Source organism: Sorangium sp. So ce204 (assembly GCF_051526795.1).
Lineage (GTDB): Bacteria > Myxococcota_A > Polyangia > Polyangiales > Polyangiaceae > Sorangium > Sorangium cellulosum_B.
The window spans coordinates 12,458,336-12,475,229 of record NZ_CP150317.1 but is presented as its reverse complement, the minus strand read 5'-3'; the positions used below and the strand labels follow the sequence as shown (position 1 = coordinate 12,475,229).

Below are 16,894 nucleotides of genomic sequence, written 5' to 3'. Positions count from 1 at the left end.
TGTTGATTCCTCGGGACTCCAACGTGATCGGTGTCCTAGAATAGCCGGTCTTGCCGCGCACGCTCGTTCGATAGCTGTACCAGCAAGCTCTCCTGCATCGGCTCAGCACCGGCGCTCTGGAACCCGTCCACGTCCGACCTCACGACCGGCCGAGGCCGCGGCGGTTGGCGGTGGCTAGAATCAGAGACACTCTGGTCCTGCCGCGAGCGAGGCGCGGCGGGGTGATCCTACCTGTGTGCCTCGCAACGGTCCGTTAGACCAGCACGTCCCGCGGCTCATCTTGCTTTCTTTCGCTTAGGTCGCACAACAAATCCTATGCGGATCGTGTGCGAAGTGTGTCGAGACATCGATCGCCGGGTTAGCGACGAAGCAGTCGAGCATCGTCGACCGATCCATGGCGGTCGTGTACGACGTGCTCTGCACGACGCGACCGTCGACGTCTGACGCGAGCTTCGTTCGGCTGCCCCTGGGGTCCGACGCCGTGGGTTCAAAGCACGAGTGCCCGTACCGCGTTCCCCGGATCCGCCCATGAGCGAGGACTTCCTCGATCTGCTTTCGGCCCTGTCCGCCGCTTACGCGGGATTCTTAATCGTCAGTGCATACGCCGTCGCGGTGCGGTTTCGGTGGCAAGCTCAGTCGCCCCCGCCCCGTCGATCTCGACCATCGCGGCCGCAGCTCCAGGCGCTCCGAGCGCCGCCTTCCGCCGCTCAGCGCGGCGAGCTGCTCGCCGCCGGCACCGCCGTCCGCTGCCCCGAGCCCGAGCGCGCGCCGCCCTTGATGCGCGCCTCCGTCACGACCTCGTCCCACTGCGCGTCGTACCCGTCGAAGTGGACCCGGTAGGAACCCGGGGCGACGACGCTGGTGATGACGGCGGGCTTGTACGAGCCCTTCCACTCGACCTCGATGCGGTCACCGACCTTGCGCGCGGCCCCCTCGCCCGAGGCGCGCTGCTCCTCGTCGCGCAGACGCCGGGCGCTCCCCTCGTGCAGGCATTGCTCGCGGTGGCAGGCGAGGCCGGACCCGCAGTCGTCGTCCGCGCGGCACGGAGACCCGAGCGGCGCCTTCTTTCCGCACGCGGCGAGCGCCCCAGGCACGGCGGCCACGATCAACAGCGCTCTCAGGAAGGTAATGGCTCGAACGCGCACGACACGGCATCCCATCAGAGCGGCCGCGGCCCGACAACAGGGATCGCGACGCTCTCGACCGCAACGCCTCTCGAGACGCTCGCGTTCCCCGCGTCCCCGCCGACCACGCCGTTCGGGCAGCGGCCTGCGCGCGCCCACCACCGCCCCTCCCGGGCGCGCCGCCGCCCTCCACGCCCGAGCGCGCGCCCCCGCTTCGGATGCGCCGCGCCCCTGCGCGCCGCGCCCGCCACCACCCGCCGCGCCACCGGGGCCGCCCTACCCGGGCCGCCCTCTGCTATGGTCGCCCCCGCTGTGCGTCTGCTCGCCGCCCTCGTGCCCGTGGCCCTGCTCGTCGCGGCGCCGCCGCTCCTGGGCTGCGGCGGCGGCCCCGCGAAGGACGCGGGCGTGTGCGCGGGCGCGGGCGTCTGCGGCGCCGGCTACTGCGTCGCCGGGCGCTGCCGCCCCGCGAGCGCCCTCCCCGCGCCCCTCGACGCGCGCCGCGTGCTGCTCCCGCCCGAGGACCTCGCCCTCCTCGTCGAGGACGACGACGCCGCGGCCACGCCGGGCGTCCCCGACGCCGTCGCGCTCGGGCGCGCCAGGGGCGGTGAAGTCGTCCTGCTGCTCCGGTTCTCGCCGAGCTTCGGCGCCGGCGCCGACATCGCGAGCGCCTTCGTCGTGCTGGAGCCGGCCCCGATGGCGCCCCCCGCCGAGCGCGCGCTCACCCTGGAGGTCGCGCGCATCCTCGAGCCGTGGCGCTCCGAGACGGCGACGTGGGGCCGGCAGCCGCGGCTGTCGATCCCCGAGGCCGCCGCCATCGCGCGGCCCCGACCGGCGACGCCGCTGCGGATCGACGTCACCTCGCTCGTGCGCGACTGGGCCAGGCGGCGCAAGGACGACCACGGCATCGCCATCCTCGCGCCGGGGAGCGACGCCGTCGGGGCCGCCTACTCGATGGGCATCTCCCAGGGCGTCGGCCCCCGCCTCGAGGTGTACGTACGGTGAGCAACGGCCAGGACGACGAGGACGACGACCTCGGCGCGCGGAACTCGCTCCCGCTCCCCCTGATCCGCCACGACCTCGGCGAGAGAAGGCCGCCCGTGCCCAGCGCGCCTTCCCTGCCCAGCGCCCCGGCCACGCCCGGCGCCTCGAGCGCGAGCGCTCCTCCCGCGCCCGCCACGCCGACCGCGGGCGCTCTCCCCGCCCCCAGCGCCTCCGCCGTCACCCACGGCGCCGTCACGCGCGGCCTGCTCGACGACGACGAGCCCGCCGTCACCCAGCGCTCGACGGTGAGCGGGCGCCCCCTCCCGCTGCCCCGCGCCGCGCCGCCCTTCTCGCCCGAGGAGGCCCCGCCGCCCACGCTGCTCCGGGTGAGCGACCTCCGCGTGTCGTTCGCCGCCGACGGCCGCGTCACGCGCGCCCTCGACCGCGTCTCGTTCACGGTGCCGCGCGGGCGCACCGTGGCGCTCGTCGGCGAGTCGGGCTGCGGCAAGACGGTGACCGCGCTGAGCATCCTGCGGCTGCTTCCCGCGCCCTACGCGTCCATCGACGGCGGCTCGATCGAGCTCGACGGCCAGGACCTCCTCGCGCTGAGCGAGCGCGAGATGCGCGCCGTGCGCGGCGGGAAGATCGGCATGATCTTCCAGGAGCCGATGACCTCGCTGAACCCCGTGTACACGGTCAGCGCCCAGATCGCCGAGGCCATCCGGCTGCACCGGCCGATGTCCCGCGGCGACGCCCGGCTCTACGCCGTGAACCTCCTGCGCAAGGTCGGCTTCCCCGAGCCCGAGGTCCGCGCGAACAGCTACCCGCACGAGCTGTCCGGCGGGATGCGCCAGCGCGTCATGATCGCCATGGCCCTCGCGCCGGAGCCCTCGCTGCTCATCGCCGACGAGCCCACCACCGCGCTCGACACGACGACGCAGGCGCAGATCCTCGACCTCCTCGAGCGGCTCAAGGCAGAGACGTCGATGAGCCTCCTGCTCATCGCGCACGACCTCGCCGTCGTCGGCGAGCTCGCGGACGAGATCGTCGTCCTCTACGCCGGCGTCGTCGTCGAGCAAGGGCCGGCGCGCGACGTGCTCGCGGCGCCCTCGCACCCGTACACGCGCGCGCTCCTCAGGAGCATCCCCGCGCGCGGGCTCCGCCCGCACCGCGTGCGCGGCGAGCGCTCGCTCCGCCTGCCGACCATCCCGGGCGCGCTGCCCGATCTGCGCGATCCGCCGCGCGGCTGCCGCTTCCAGGACCGCTGCGACGCCGTGTTCGACCGCTGCCGCGCCGAGGCGCCGGACCTCTACGCCGTCCCGCCCGGCGCGGGGCACCACGCGGCGCGCTGCTTCCTCCTGACGGGCCCGGGGCGCGCGGGCAACGAGGGCGCCTCGTGACGCGCGACAGCGGATCCCCGCCGCCCACGCAGCGCGACGAGCCCGCCGCGCCGCACCTGCACCCTGCAGCCGCGGCGCGCGCGGAGAGCGCGCCGGGCGAGCGGCCGCTCGTCCAGGCGGAGGGGCTCTCGAAGTTTTACCCGGTGCAGCGCGGCGCCTTCGCGAAGCCGTCGTTCGTGCAGGCCGTCGTCGAGGCGACCTTCCACGTTGACCGGGGCGAGACGCTCGGCCTGGTCGGCGAGTCGGGCTCCGGCAAGAGCACCCTCGGGCGCCTCGTGCTCCGGCTCATCGAGCCCACGGTCGGCCGGGTCCTCTTCGACGGCCACGACCTGAGCGCCCTGTCGAGCCGCGCGCTCCGGGCCATGCGCCGGCGGATGCAGATCGTCTTCCAGGACCCCTACGGCTCGCTCAACCCGCGCATGACGCTGCGCGAGATCGTCGGCGAGGGCATCGTCATCCACCACCTCGCGAGGAGCCGCGACGAGGAGACCGCGATGGTCGAGGGCGCGCTCCAGAAGGTCGGCCTGCGGCCGGACATGATGGAGCGCTTCCCCCACGAGCTCTCGGGCGGGCAGCGGCAGCGGGTCGCGATCGCCCGCGCCCTCGCCGTGCGCCCGGACTTCATCGTCTGCGACGAGCCCGTGAGCGCGCTCGACCTCTCGGTGCAGGCGCAGATCGTCAACCTGCTGGAGGAGCTCCAGGACGAGCTGTCGCTCGGCCTGCTGTTCATCTCGCACGACCTGCGCGTCGTCGAGCACGTGAGCCACCGCGTCGCGGTGATGTACCTCGGCCGCATCGTGGAGATCGGCCCCACGCAGGGCGTGGCCGGGCGGCGGCACCACCCGTACACGCGCGCGCTCTTCGAGGCGACGCCGTCGATCGAGCGGGGGAGCAAGGCGCGCCGCCTGCTGCCGGGCGCGCCCGGGAGCGCGATCAACCCGCCCGACGGCTGCGTGTTCCACCCTCGCTGCCGGAGGGCCGAAGAGGGCAAATGCGACGTCGAGATCCCGCCGCTCGAAGAGCTCGTCCCCGGCAGCGGCCACCGCGTGGCGTGCTGGTACCCCGAGATCGAGTGACGGCGGCGCGCCGGCGCGTCGCGGGATGAGCCGGGCCGGCCGCTGGTTCGCGCGTTGAAATGTCGCCGGGATGCCCCGGAATAGCTGGCTCGCCGGGAATGACGCCCTGGGAGCGCAGCAGCTCACAGCCCACCACGGCCCAAACTGGCACAATCGAACATCCGGGGGTGTCGCGAACCAGCGGTGCTCCTGCGGGATCTGCGCTTGTGGCGCGAGGCATCCCTTTTGCTGCACGCCCCGCGCCGCCGCGCGCGAGGTTCGGTGGCGGAGCCACGAGGTGATGCGATGACGAGCGACGTGCTTCGCGTGCTGGCGGCAGCCCTGCTGTCCAGTGCGTGCCTGATGGGATGCAAGGACAGCGTGAATGACGGCGCTGGCGGAAGCGGCGGAAACGGCGGCAGCGGCGCCAGCAGCAACAGCGGCGGCGCGGGCGGCACCGGCGGAAGCGGCGGCAACGACGGCGGCAGCGGCGGCCACAACAGCGGCGGTGGCGGCAACGACGACAGCGGCGAGGACGGCACCGGCGGCTGCGGCGAGGGGAGCGGCGGCGGCTGCATCGACCCGTCGGACGGGCCGTGCGCGGTGCTTGACGTCGAGGGCACGATCCCCGGCGTGAAGATCTCGATCGAGTCGAGCCGCTGCAACTACCGCCAGGGAGAGCCGGCGGAGTTCATCTACACGGTCACGACCGACTCGAGCGTCCCCCCGATCGACTTCGCGGCCTCCACCGGCTGCGGGCGCTGCGTCGAACCGACGAGCGATCCCCTCTCGCTCGTCTCCTACAAGATCAGCGGCCTCTCGTGGGGCGCTGATCCGCAGCCGCAGCTCTACTGCCTGTGCGACGTGGGCTGCTGCGCTCCCGACGAGGCGGTGACCGTGCAGGTCGACGCGACCACGGCGACGCAGACGATCCGCTGGTCGGGGCGGCAGTGGACCGGGCCGTCCGACACGAGCAATCCGGAGGGCGACCCCTTCGCGCCGGGGAGCTACGAAGTCGAGGTGACGTTCGATGGCAAGGAGCAGGGCGTCGTCACGGCAAAGCTCGGGATCGAGATCTACCCCTGAAGCACGGCCGACGCGACGCCCGCAGGCAGGCCGCGGCCCAGACTGGCACAGTCGGCGGCCCGGGGTGGCGCGCCACGGCCTGTCCCTCCGGAGCCCGCGCGCGCATCGCGGAGCATCTCCCTTGCTGCCGATCGCGCGCCGCCGCAAACAGGCGGCGTGGCGCGAAGGAGGGAGAGGTGAGGGAATGGCAAACGACATGCTTCGAGCTCTGGCGATAGCCTTGCTGTCCGCCGCGTGCGCGACCGGATGCGGTGGCGGCAAGGAGGGCGCCGGGAGCGGCGGCGACGGCGAGAGCAGCAGCAGCGGAGGCGACCGCGGGCTGCCGCCGGGGGCCGAGCCGTGCGCGGTGCGCGGCGTCCAGGGCACGATCCCGGGCGTGACGATATCGATCGAGTCCAGCCGCTGCGTCTACTGGAGGGGCGAGCCAGCGGAGTTCGTCTACACGGTCACGACCGACTCGAGCGTGCCTCCGATCGAGATCGCGGCCTCGGACGGGTGCGGGCACTGCGTCGTGCCGAGCGCGGATCCGCGCTCGTTCGTCACGTACCAGATCACCGGGCTGTCGACGGCGGGGGATCCACAGCAGTACTGCCTCTGCGACACCGGGTGTTGTGCTCCCGACGCCGCGGCGACCGTGCAGGTCGACGCGACGGCGGCGACGCACACGATCTCCTGGTCGGGGCGGCAGTGGAGCGGGCCATCGGACACGGACAATCCGGAAGACGAGTTCTTCGCGCCGGGGACCTACGATGTCGAGGTGACGTTCGACGGGCAGGAGCAGGGCTCCGTGACGGCGAAGCTGCCGATCGAGATCGTCCGCTGATCTCGCGCGCGCCGGCGATCCCGCAGGGGATCCCCGGCGCGCCGAGGCGGCGCCGCGGCGGCTTCCGCCGGGCCGCCCGGGCTTTCTGCTAAGGTCCGCGCGCATGCATGCCTGGCGCGGACACGCCTTCGGTCCCCCCGAGATCCTCGTCTGGGAAGAGGTGGACGACCCCCCGCTCGCCGAGGGGGAGGTCCGGATCGAGGTGGCCGCCGCCGCGATCAACTTCCCCGACGTGCTCTTCACGGCGGGCGCGCACCAGGTCAAGCCGACTCCGCCGTTCGTCCCCGGCTTCGAGGTCGCCGGCGTCGTCGTCGAGAGCCGGGAGCCGTCGCTCCCGCCGGGCGCCCGCGTGGCCGCGACGCTCCCCGGCTCGGGGGGGTACGCGACGCGCGCGATCGCGGGGCCGCGCACCACCTATGCGCTCCCGGACGCGATGCCGTTCGAGGACGCCGCGGCGATGACCATCACCTACCAGACAGGCTATTTCGCGCTCCACCGGCGCGCCGGCGTCCAGCCGGGCGACACGGTCCTCGTGCACGCCGGCGCGGGCGGCGTCGGCAGCGCGGCGATCCAGCTCGCCAAGGCGGCCGGCGCGACCGTCATCGCGACCGCCGGCGGCGAGGAGAAGACGGCTGTCTGCCGCGCCCTCGGGGCGGACGTCGCCATCGACTACCGGCGCGAGGACTTCGTCGCCCTCGTGAAGGAGCGGACCTCGGGCCGGGGCGCCGATATCGTCTTCGACCCCGTCGGCGGGGACGTCTTCGATCAGTCGACGAAATGCGTCGCCTTCGAGGGACGCATCGTGGTGATCGGCTTCGCCGCCGGCCGCATCCCCGCGGCGCGCGCGAACCACCTGCTCGTGAAGAACTATTCGGTCGTCGGCCTCTACTGGGGCACCTACAGCCGCGCCCGGCCCGATCTCACGCGGAGCGCCCAAGACGAGCTCTACGCGCTCTACGGCCAGGGCGCGATCAAGCCGCTCGTCTCGGCCGCGCCGCCGATGGCGGACGCGAAGGCGGCCATGAAGGCAGTCGCGTCCCGCGCGACCACGGGCAAGGTGGTGCTCACGACCGCGCGAGGCGGCGGCGCGTGACGCGCTGATGCGCTGTTCACGGAGACCCGGCCCGCCGCGCGGCGGACTGGGTCCCTCGGCCTATCTCACGAATGCCGCCGCCGCTGCGGAGAGCTGGGAGAGCTGCAGCGGCGCGGAGGATGGGATCAGTTGCAGCCGCCGCCGGAGGACGCCTCCGGGAGCGCCGCAGGCGTCTCCTTGTTCTCCGTCGTCAGGCCGAAGCCGTACGGGAACAGCGCGCCGTCTTCCCCGCGGTTGACCCGCTGGCAGTCGGTCGCAGGCCAGGAGAACGAGAGCTTGCCCTGGAACTGCTGCTTGCCGAACAGCACGTCGGCCACGCCGCCGCCCTCGGAGCCCGGGAGCCACGCGGCCACGAAGGCGTCCGAGCGGTTCAGCTCCTTGTTGACGTAGAGCGGACGGCCCGACAGAAAGACCGTCACGATCGGCAGATTCGGCTTGGCCGTGCGGATCGCCTGGAGGACCTGCAGATCCTCGGGGTGGAACACCGCGTGCTCCAGCGTCTTCGCGTGCGGGGTGTCGTCCGTCGCGACCTGGATGTCCCCGTACATCTCGGCATAAGGCGTCTCGCCGATCACCACGATCGCCGCGTCGAAGGTCCCCGAACTGGCGCCGGAGCCGTCGGCGCTCAGCGTCGCCTGGCCGCCGCCGGCCGACACCAGGTCCTGGATCCCCTTGAGGATCGACGTCGCGCCGGGGAAATCGGCGTTCGTCAGGTCGGTGCCCTGCCACGTCCGCGACCAGCCGCCGGACTGGTTCGAGATGCTGTCCGCGGATTTGCCCGCGACGAGCACCTTGGCCGACGGGGCGAGGGGCAGGACCCCGCCCGCGTTCTTGAGGAGGACGAGAGACTTCCGGACCGCCTCGCGCGCGAGGGCCCGGTGCTCCGCTTGCCCGAGCACCGACTGATCTCCCGCGAACATCCGCTTCGACGGCGCCTGCTTGGTCTTCTTCGGGCCGAGCAGCCCCGCCCGCATCTTCACCCGCAAGATCCTCGTCACGGCGTCGTCGACCCGCGCCATCGAGATCTGGCCCCCCTTCACCTGGCTGAGGGTGTTCTCGTAGAACGCCTTCCAGTCGTCCGGGACCATGATCATGTCCACACCGGCGTTGATCGAGGCGGCGCACGAGGAGTTGGTGCAGCCCGACACCTGCCCATGACCGTTCCAGTCGCCGATGACGAAGCCGTCGAAGTGGAATTTGTCCTTCAGCACCCCGGTGAGCAGATCGCCCTTCCCGTGCATCTTCTGGCCGCGGATGCTGTTGTACGACGCCATGACCGTCTGCGCGCCCGCCGGGATGGCAGACAGGTAGCCCTGCGCGTGGATCGTGCACAGCTCGGTGTCGGAGGCGAGGTTGTTCCCCTGGTCGTCGCCCTTGTCCGTGCCGCCGTCACCGATGAAGTGTTTGGCCGTCGCGATGACGCGCGTCGCGCCGAGGAGATCAGGGCTGTTCGCCGCGCCCTGGATGCCCTGCACGACCCGGCCCGCATAGGCGTTCACGATCTCGGGATCCTCGGAGTAGCCCTCGTACGTGCGGCCCCAGCGGTCGTCGCGCACGGTCGCGAGCGTCGGCGCGAAGGTCCAGTCGAGCCCGGTCGCGAGGACCTCCTTGGCCGTCGCGGCGCCGATGCGCTCGAGCAGCTCGGGGTCGCGGGCCGCGCCGAGGCCGATGTTGTGCGGGAAGAGCGTGGCGCCGCGGACATTGTTGTTCCCGTGCACCGCGTCGATGCCCCAGATGATCGGGATGCCCACGCGGCCACCGCTCGTGTCCACCGAGGCGTTGTAGAAGTCGTCGGCGAGCTTCACCCAGTCCGCCGCCGCCGCGTTCTTGTTCTTCCCCGGCCAGGAGCCGCCGCCGTTCAGCACGGAGCCGATGTTGTACTGCTTCACCTCGGCCGGCGTGATCTTCTGGATCTCGGCCTGCACCATCTGGCCGACCTTCTCCTCCACCTTCATCTTGCCGAGCAGCTCGGTGATGGCCGCCTCGATCGCCGGATCCTGCGCGATCGCGCTCCGCACCTCGGGCCAGCCGTTGTCGCAGGGCAAGAGGCCCACGCTGTCCCCGGCGCCGCTGCCGCCGCCGCCGGTGCTGTCGCTGCCACCGGTGCCGCCGCCTCCGGTCCCGGAGCCGCTGCCGGAGGAGCCAGCGCCGGCGCCAGAGCCGCTTCCAGAGCCAGAGCCGCTTCCGGAGCCAGAGCCGCTTCCGGAGCCAGCGCCGGCGCCGGAGCCGCTTCCGGAGCCGGCACCAGCGCCAGAGCTGGCTCCGGAGCCGGTCGCGTTGTCGGACGTGTCGTCACCGCAGGCGGCCGGCGCGAGAACGACAGCCGCCGCCATGATCCATGTTGCATACCGTGTGAGGCGCATGAGTGCTCCCCTCTCTTGTCGATGAGATGAAGGATGGGCTTAAGGTGAACCGTGACAGTCGAGCAAAGCGTCGAGCGGGACGTGTAAGAAATATAAGACAGAGAGGGAACGTTCTAATCCATGACTCCCCCCGCACGCAAGCCCCCCTCACGCCGCGACCGAGGGTTCGTCGGCGTGAGCGCGCGAGCGCGCGAGCGCGTGATCCCGCGGGCGTCACCGCCGCGCCGTCGCCATGAGCCCGAGCCAGGCTTCCCTCGTGCCTCGTGCCTCGTGGCGCGCCGGATGACACGGTGCGTCCTGTGCCCCCACCGGTTAACCATAGTCCGAGTCGGGCCGCAATATACAAACCCGATGGCGCGGCGCGGTAATCCACCCGTGGCATAACGCGACAACCCGTGCACGAGCGAGGACGCGACGGGCTCATCGATGGATGCGGGCTCACCGGGGTCGAGCACATCACCTCCGATCCGACGTTCGAGAGACCGCGCGACGAAGACAAGGAGGAGCGCTGACGTCCGCGCGATGACGAGAGACGCTCAGAGCAGTTGACATTACCTGCATTCCGTCGGCGTCGAGGGAGCCTGCGCTCGACGATCCATCATGAAGAAGACGACGAACAGCTATCATGAGCCCTGGCACCTCGGGGATTACGATGAAGCCGCGACACCACGCCGCGCCGCGCGCGAGCTCCAGATCGTCGAGCCCCCCTCGCGCGGTCGATCACCCGTAATGCCGATTCCAGCCGGGCGCGGCGCGATCGACGCGGCCGACGGGGCCAGCGGGCAGAGCCGTGGCCTCACTGCAGCGCGGGCCGGCGGGCGAGCCGGAGCGTCCGCCGTCGCGATTCAGCGGAAGCATATTCCGTCAAGGGAGCAATGATAGAATCGTGTCGTCTGTGCGGCAGCATTTACCCGCGAGACTGCACGTGCCTATTCTCCGCGCATGGTCTCTATCCCCCGTACTTCCATTCGTCTCTTCATGACCACCGGTACGCTGCTCCTCGCGCTCGCCGCGTGCGGTGACGACGAGGTCGACTTTGGCTCAGGCGGCGCAGGCGGTGAGGCCGGCGGCGGCACCTCCACCAGCACCAGCGCAGGAACTGGCGGCGGCACCTCCAGCGGCAGCGGCGGCGAGGGCGGCACCGGCGGCGCTCCCGGCACGGGCGGCGAAGGCGGCGAGGGCGGCGCTCCCGGCACGGGCGGCGCAGGCGGCGAGGGCGGCGCTCCCGGCACGGGCGGCGCAGGCGGCGAGGGCGGCGCTCCCGGCACGGGCGGCGCAGGCGGCGAGGGCGGCGCTCCCAGCACGGGCGGCGCAGGCGGCGAGGGCGGCGCTCCCGGCACGGGCGGCGCAGGCGGCGAGGGCGGCGCTCCCGGCACGGGCGGCGCGGGCGGCGCTCCCGGCACGGGCGGCGAGGGCGGCGCAGGCGGCGAGGGCGGCGCGGGCGGCGATGACAGCGAGCCCGTACGGTGGGCCGACGTGGAGCCGATCCTGCTGGCGAAGTGCTCGCCCTGCCACACCCGCACGGATCCCCCGCCGGCCAGCGGCTTCTCCATCACCTACGAGTCCTCGCAGCTTGCCTCGAGCTCGACCCAGTGCGCCGTGGGCGCGGGTGAGCCTCCGAGGACGCAGGGGGCGTGCACCGTCATCCGCATCCACGACCTCGACGCAGCCAACCGCATGCCGCGCAACCGCGGATGCACCGGCGACCCGGCGCTCGACGCCGCGAATTCTGCCTGCCTGACCGCGGCGGAGCAGAAGACCCTCGAGGACTGGATCACGGACGGCCAGCTCCCGTGACCCGGCAAGGCGCGGCGGCCCCGCCGCGCCTCACCTCACCTCGGCTGCTCCAGGAGCGCTCCGTCTCGATACGCCTCGATGAGCCGCTCCAGGATCTCGATCTCCCGCTCGAGCTCCTCCCCCTTCTCGGTGTCTCCCACCCGGCGCTCGGCCTCGTAGACCTCCACGTCGGAGATCACGGGGATGATGTCCTCCCCCGCCTCGACGGCCTGCTCGACCGACGTGAAATGGTGGTGCTGCGCGAGCCGCGCCCCGCTCGCCTCGAGCACGAGCGTGTACCCCTTGTCGCCGTACGCCTCCGAGAACGCCCCGTCGATCGTCACCGCGCGGCGCGACGCCTTGATCGGCGACTCCCCCCGCTCGACCCGGACCGGCACGTGCCCGTTCACGATGAGCCCGCGCTCCTCGTCCACACCGAACTCGCGGCACACCCGGCCGCAGAACGCGGCGTCGTGAATCAGGTGGAAATAAGGGTTCTTCGTCTCCCTGTGTGTCCTCTCGTCGGCGACGAAATACGACTCGAACGTCGTCATCCGGTCCTTGCCGAACATGGGCGAGAGCGGCCCGGTCCAGAGGTACCAGAGCATGTCGACGTCCTCCTGCGCGCCCGCCCGGAAGGCCCGGCGCACCGTCCGCTCCAGCGCGTCGAACAGCGCCCTGCCGCGGCGAGCCTCGCCGTCCACCACGAAAGGAAGGAGCTCGCCCTCGCCGTCCACCGGGACACAGCCGTGGAAGATGAGCGCACGGTCGCGCCTGAGCCACGTCGTCCCCTGCTGCACCATCCAGCGCATCTGGCGGGACAGCGCCGGGCTCCTCAGGAAAGACTCCTTCAGAAGGGCGACGCACGCCGCCTCGTCCGGCGTCAGCGCGTACGGATCGCCGGCGTCGAGCGTCGGGAAGCGCGCGTCGAGCAGCGGGAACACCTCGCCGTCGATCGCGACCGTGCCCGCGCGCGCGTCGATGTGATGGAGCAGGCAGCGGTGCTCGAGCGCGTACTCCGGGCGGCGCCGGCAGAGCTGCCCCTCCAGCTTGAACTGGAGGACGGCCGCGGCCTTCTGCATCCGCGCCATCAGCAGGGCGTCGCGCAGCCCCTCGCCCCGGACCGCGAAGCGCTCCGCCGGATCGTCGGCGTAGGCCGTGCGCGCGAGCCGATCGAGCGGCGCCACGGAGATGCCAAAGCCCTCTTCCAGCTGCGACAGGCGCCCGTACCGCAGCGAGAGCCGGACGACCGTGGCGATGAGCGCCTCCTGGCCGAGGCTCGCGCCCATCCAGCTCACGTCGTGGTTGCCCCACGCGACCCGCACGCGCGGCTGGCGCATCAGGTACTCGATCACCTTGTCGAGCCGGGGACCGCGATCGCCGAGATCGCCGGCCACCACGAGCTCGAAGACCGTCAGGTTCCGGATGGCGCGCGCCATGGCGCGCAAGATCTCGATCTCGCGGCCGTGCTGCACGAACGGCTCGATGAGCGCGTCGAGGTAGCCGCCCTCGCCGAGGGTGGCGCGCGCCGACACGAGCTCGCGGAGCAGGCCCCGCATGTCCTCCGGGAACGCCGCCTCCACCTGGCGGAGCGTGTAGCGCAGCGACAGCGCGCGGATGACCTCGACCTCGCGCGCGAGCGTCCAGATCAGGAAGGCCCGCCGCTCCGCCTCGCCGCGGGACGCGACGCGGGCATGACTCTCGCGAGGGTAGTAGACGGCCGAGAGCAGCGCGCGCTCCTCGGCCGCCGTGAGCCGGCCGCCGAAGACCCGCTCGACCAGCGGCCGCAGGCTCCCCGAGGCGTTGTTGATGATGTGCTTCAGCTTCCTGTGCTCGCCGTGGACGTCGCTGACCACGTGCACCGTCCCCTTCGGGAGCGACAGGATCGCCCGCAGATGGCCGATCTCCGACAGCGCGGCCTCGGTCGTCGGGTACCGGCCCGCGAGGGCCCGGAGGAGCGGCAACTCCCGCGTGTCAAGCATGGCGCCACAGCATAGAGCAAGGCCGCGGGCCGACGCACGCGCGGGACGTGCTCCCCGCGCCGCCCTGAAGCGGCCGGACAGGCGCGCAAGGCGAGCGCATGTGCCTGGCTCTGCCGCGTTTCTCCTTGCGGCCGCGCGGCGTCCTACTAGCAAATGCCATGGGAGCCCATGCAATGTTGTGGCAGCGAGGCAGCATCTCCGCGCCGAGCGGCCTCGACGTTGGCCCACCTTCACCAGCGAACGCCCTCTTCCTACATGAACAAGTCTGTCCTGATCATCGATGACGACGTGGATCTGGCGACGACCCTGGCCGAGACGCTGCGCGACCTCGGTTATGAAGCGACGCCTTTCTTCAGCGGGCGAGAGGCGCTCGAGCGGCTCCTCGACGGCGAGCGGCCCGGAGTGATCCTGCTCGACCTGATGATGCCGAAGATGAACGGCTGGAAGGTGTGCGACGAGCTCTGCGCGATCCCCGCGCTGGAGGAGATCCCCGTCGTCATCATGACCGCGGCGTCGAACATCAAGCAGCCGATGCCGACGCACGCGCGCGAGGTGCTCAGCAAGCCGTTCGAGCTCGACGCCCTGCTCAGGACGATCGACGCCGCCTGAGCGGCGGGCCCCGGCGCTACCGCTTCTTCTTCGCCTTCGGCGGTGCGCTCGGCTTGATATCGATGCTCGTGGCCCCCTGGCACGGCACCTGCGCTGTCACACCCGCGCTGAGCCACTCGGGGAACTTCGTCTTCCCGGCCCGGCCGACGCGCACGAAGAAGCGGCCGCAGCGCACGGCCAGCGCCTGGTTCACGTCCCCCGCGTACTTGCCGGTCATGTAGACGGCCCCCGGCTGCGGAAACCCCACCGTGATCAGGCCCTGATCCTTGGGCAGCGACGCAGGATTGCCCCCCTGCCGCGCCTGGCTCGCGGCCTCCTTCGCCGCCGCGGCCTCCTTCGCCGCCGCGGCCTCCTTCGCGGCAGCCTCCTTCGCCGCCGCGGCCTCCTTCGCGGCAGCCTCCTTCGCCGCCGCGGCCTCCTTCGCCGCGGCTTCCTTCGCCACCGCGGCCTCCTTCGCCGCGGCCTCCTTCGCCGCCGCAGCCTCCTTCGCCGCGGCTTCCTTCGCCGCCGCGGCCTCCTTCGCCGCAGCCTCCTTCGCCGCCGCGGCCTCCTTTGCTGACAGCGTCTTCGCCGCCTGCGCCTTCCCGGCAGGAGCCTTCTTCACCGGGGGCGACTCGCTCGCCGCGGACGCCGCCGCGGCGACGGGCTCGACGAGCGCGGGCGCCAGCTCCACCGCGGCAGGGACAGCCGGCTCGGGCGGCTCCCGCCGCGCCACGTAGATCCAGAGCCCCGCCACCACCGTCGCCGTGATCGCCGACACCGCGATCGTCCCGACAGGCGACAGCGAGCGCGGCACTTGCCATGGCAGCCCGGGCAGCCGCGGGCGTCGCGACGACGCGCCCGCCGGGGGCGACGACTCCCCCGGAGAGCCGCCGCGGCCCCCCGCGCTCGGCCTCGGGTACGGCACGCCCCCGGGCGGTGTCAGGCCCGATGAGCCGTCCACGGGCACCGTCACCCCGGGCGGCGTCAGGCCCGTTGCGCCCATCGGCACGGTCACGCCGGAGGGGGTCACCGGCGAGCCGGAAGGCGGCTTGGGCGGCGCGCCCAGGAACGCGGGCGCGAGATCCGCCGGGAGGGCCGGCGGCGGGCCGAAGCGGATCGCCTCCGGGATCACCGAGGTGGTCGGCACGAAGTGGGCCACCTCCGCGCCGGTGCCAGGCATCGTCGTGCCGTCCTCCTCGAATATCGGATCGACCTCGGTCAACGTCGGCGGCCCGCCCGCCGGCGGCCCGTCGTCGGCCGCCGCCGCGTCGCGCTCCGCCGCGCGCTTCGACGCCTCGAACAGGCGGCCGAACGTCTCGCGATCCGGCAGCGCGGGCCTTCGTCCCTCGGCGCCCTTCGCGCCGTCGCCCCTCACCTCGGACGAGGCCGGCACCGGGATCGTGATCGGCTCGGGCGCGCCGATCGGCGCCTTGCCGTCCTGCCGAGCCGAGCCGAGCAGCGCCTCGGACGCCCCCGCCGAGGGAGGCGCGGTCTTCGCCTGCGCGCCGGGGGTCCGCAGCCTCGCGGCGCCGCCGTCCCTGGCCGCCTGATCCCTGGCGAAGAGATCCTTCGCGAGCCGCTTCGCCGCGTCCGCCGCGGGCCTCGCGGTCTGACCTCCCTTGCCCTTGACCGGGATCGTCGGCCGCCGGTCCTCCTCGTGGTCCGCGTCCTCGATCTCGATCGTCGCGTGCGCCGATTGCACGCGCGTCACGAGCTCGGCCTTCCCCTTCTCCGGGCGCGCGACCTTCGCGAGCGCCTGCTCGATCTCGTGGACGGTGATCTTCCGATCGTCCGGCGCCGGCGCGAGGGCCGTGTCGAGCAGCGCCACGATCGGGCGCGGGATCTCCGGCCGGATCGTGGCGATCGCCTGCGGCCGCGTGCCGTCCGCGGGCGGCCGCCGCCCCGTGAGCAACGACCAGAGCAGGAGCCCCACGCCATAGATATCGGCCTTCACCGTGACGCGCTCGGCGCGCGCCTGCTCGGGCGCCATGTAGCCCGGCGCGCCCTTGACCACCCCCGCGATCGTGTCCGGCGTGCGCCCGAGGATCTTGCCGATGCCGAACCCCGTCAGCCGCACCTGCCCGTCCCACCCGATCACGATGTTCTCCGGGTGGAGGTTCCGATGGATGATCGGCGTGGGGCTGCCGTGCTCGTCGACGGACCCGTGCGCGTGCGCGAGCGCCCCGGCGATGCAGTGGACCAGGTAGTAGACCGCCGCGTCGGCCAGCTTCTGCTGCCGCGCCGCGAGGTGCTGGTGCAGCCGATTGAGGTTCACGCCCTCGACGTGCTCGAGCACGAGGACGAGCCGGCCGGCGTGCTCGAAGAAGTCGAACATCCGCACGATCGCCGGGTGGTTCATCGTCGCGCAGATCGACGCCTCGCGGGCGAGCTCGTCGGCGAAGCGCGGATCCCCCTCGGCGGTATTCGGGACGAGCTTCAGCACGCAGACGCGGCGAAACCCGAGCGGCCCATCCAGTCGCCCGAGATAGACGCTGGTAGGCCCAGAACCGGACAGGCGCCGGAGAATCTTGTAGGCCCCAATCGTCTCGGGAGCGGGCTCCGTCGGAAACATCCGGGGCCGATCATACCCAAGCGGGGCGAAGCCCCCAAGCCAACGACC

General features: G+C 72.5%; 12 protein-coding genes. 8 read left to right on the top strand and 4 right to left on the bottom strand.

Going from position 1 to position 16,894, the window contains the following annotated elements:
- Positions 1-707: 707 nt before the first annotated feature.
- The gene (locus WMF22_RS47190; protein WP_438034020.1) at positions 708-1,145 is read right to left on the bottom strand and encodes a hypothetical protein; all 438 of its coding nucleotides are present in this window, start codon (positions 1,143-1,145) and stop codon (positions 708-710) included.
- Positions 1,146-1,421: 276 nt separating this feature from the next.
- Here WMF22_RS47190 and WMF22_RS47185 point away from each other — a divergent pair, with 276 nt between their 5' ends.
- From WMF22_RS47185 to WMF22_RS47160, 6 genes are all read left to right on the top strand, one after another.
- Positions 1,422-2,126: a DNRLRE domain-containing protein gene (locus WMF22_RS47185; RefSeq protein WP_438034019.1), complete on the top strand. Its 705-nt coding sequence runs from the start codon at positions 1,422-1,424 to the stop codon at positions 2,124-2,126.
- Positions 2,123-3,505, top strand: coding sequence for an ABC transporter ATP-binding protein (locus tag WMF22_RS47180; RefSeq protein ID WP_438034018.1), 1,383 nt, complete (start codon positions 2,123-2,125; stop codon positions 3,503-3,505). The genes WMF22_RS47185 and WMF22_RS47180 overlap by 4 nt, the downstream gene beginning before the upstream one ends.
- Positions 3,502-4,581 carry an ABC transporter ATP-binding protein gene (locus WMF22_RS47175; protein ID WP_438034017.1) on the top strand — a complete coding sequence of 360 codons (1,080 nt, stop codon included), beginning with the start codon at positions 3,502-3,504 and terminating at the stop codon, positions 4,579-4,581. Before WMF22_RS47180 ends, WMF22_RS47175 begins: the two co-directional genes overlap by 4 nt.
- 285 nt (positions 4,582-4,866) lie before the next feature.
- Entirely contained in the window at positions 4,867-5,646 is a 780-nt protein-coding gene (locus WMF22_RS47170; protein ID WP_438034016.1) for a hypothetical protein, read from the top strand.
- Between the two features lie 196 nt (positions 5,647-5,842).
- Positions 5,843-6,469 carry a hypothetical protein gene (locus WMF22_RS47165; protein WP_438034015.1) on the top strand — a complete coding sequence of 209 codons (627 nt, stop codon included), beginning with the start codon at positions 5,843-5,845 and terminating at the stop codon, positions 6,467-6,469.
- A 103-nt stretch (positions 6,470-6,572) separates the two neighbouring features.
- A complete protein-coding gene (locus tag WMF22_RS47160; protein WP_438034014.1) occupies positions 6,573-7,562 on the top strand; it encodes an NADPH:quinone oxidoreductase family protein in 990 nt (329 codons plus the stop codon).
- A 125-nt stretch (positions 7,563-7,687) separates the two neighbouring features.
- Here WMF22_RS47160 and WMF22_RS47155 read toward each other — a convergent pair whose 3' ends face one another.
- The gene (locus WMF22_RS47155) at positions 7,688-9,925 is read right to left on the bottom strand and encodes a glycoside hydrolase family 3 protein (RefSeq protein ID WP_438034013.1); all 2,238 of its coding nucleotides are present in this window, start codon (positions 9,923-9,925) and stop codon (positions 7,688-7,690) included.
- 978 nt (positions 9,926-10,903) lie between these two features.
- Here WMF22_RS47155 and WMF22_RS47150 point away from each other — a divergent pair.
- Entirely contained in the window at positions 10,904-11,722 is an 819-nt protein-coding gene (locus WMF22_RS47150; RefSeq protein WP_438034012.1) for a hypothetical protein, read from the top strand.
- Positions 11,723-11,757: 35 nt separating this feature from the next.
- Here WMF22_RS47150 and WMF22_RS47145 read toward each other — a convergent pair whose 3' ends face one another.
- On the bottom strand, positions 11,758-13,683 hold the full coding sequence (locus WMF22_RS47145; RefSeq protein WP_438034011.1) for a fructose-bisphosphatase class III: 1,926 nt from the start codon (positions 13,681-13,683) through the stop codon (positions 11,758-11,760).
- A gap of 255 nt (positions 13,684-13,938) precedes the next feature.
- Between WMF22_RS47145 and WMF22_RS47140 the strand changes: the two genes are divergently transcribed.
- Positions 13,939-14,292, top strand: a complete 354-nt coding sequence (locus WMF22_RS47140) for a response regulator (RefSeq protein WP_437296361.1) — start codon at positions 13,939-13,941, stop codon at positions 14,290-14,292.
- Between the two features lie 16 nt (positions 14,293-14,308).
- On the opposite strand, the gene WMF22_RS47135 is transcribed toward WMF22_RS47140, so the two are convergent.
- Entirely contained in the window at positions 14,309-16,846 is a 2,538-nt protein-coding gene (locus WMF22_RS47135) for a protein kinase domain-containing protein (RefSeq protein WP_437296360.1), read from the bottom strand.
- Positions 16,847-16,894 lie beyond the last annotated feature (48 nt).

Excerpts from the sequence above, each read along its gene's own strand:
- WMF22_RS47140 (WP_437296361.1), top strand. The coding sequence starts at position 13,939 with ATGAACAAGTCTGTCCTGATCATCGATGACGACGTGGATCTGGCGACG.
- WMF22_RS47160 (WP_438034014.1), top strand. The coding sequence starts at position 6,573 with ATGCATGCCTGGCGCGGACACGCCTTCGGTCCCCCCGAGATCCTCGTC.
- WMF22_RS47135 (WP_437296360.1), bottom strand. The coding sequence starts at position 16,846 with ATGTTTCCGACGGAGCCCGCTCCCGAGACGATTGGGGCCTACAAGATT.
- WMF22_RS47185 (WP_438034019.1), top strand. The coding sequence starts at position 1,422 with ATGGTCGCCCCCGCTGTGCGTCTGCTCGCCGCCCTCGTGCCCGTGGCC.
- WMF22_RS47150 (WP_438034012.1), top strand. The coding sequence starts at position 10,904 with ATGACCACCGGTACGCTGCTCCTCGCGCTCGCCGCGTGCGGTGACGAC.
- WMF22_RS47170 (WP_438034016.1), top strand. The coding sequence starts at position 4,867 with ATGACGAGCGACGTGCTTCGCGTGCTGGCGGCAGCCCTGCTGTCCAGT.
- WMF22_RS47155 (WP_438034013.1), bottom strand. The coding sequence starts at position 9,925 with ATGCGCCTCACACGGTATGCAACATGGATCATGGCGGCGGCTGTCGTT.
- WMF22_RS47145 (WP_438034011.1), bottom strand. The coding sequence starts at position 13,683 with ATGCTTGACACGCGGGAGTTGCCGCTCCTCCGGGCCCTCGCGGGCCGG.
- WMF22_RS47165 (WP_438034015.1), top strand. The coding sequence starts at position 5,843 with ATGCTTCGAGCTCTGGCGATAGCCTTGCTGTCCGCCGCGTGCGCGACC.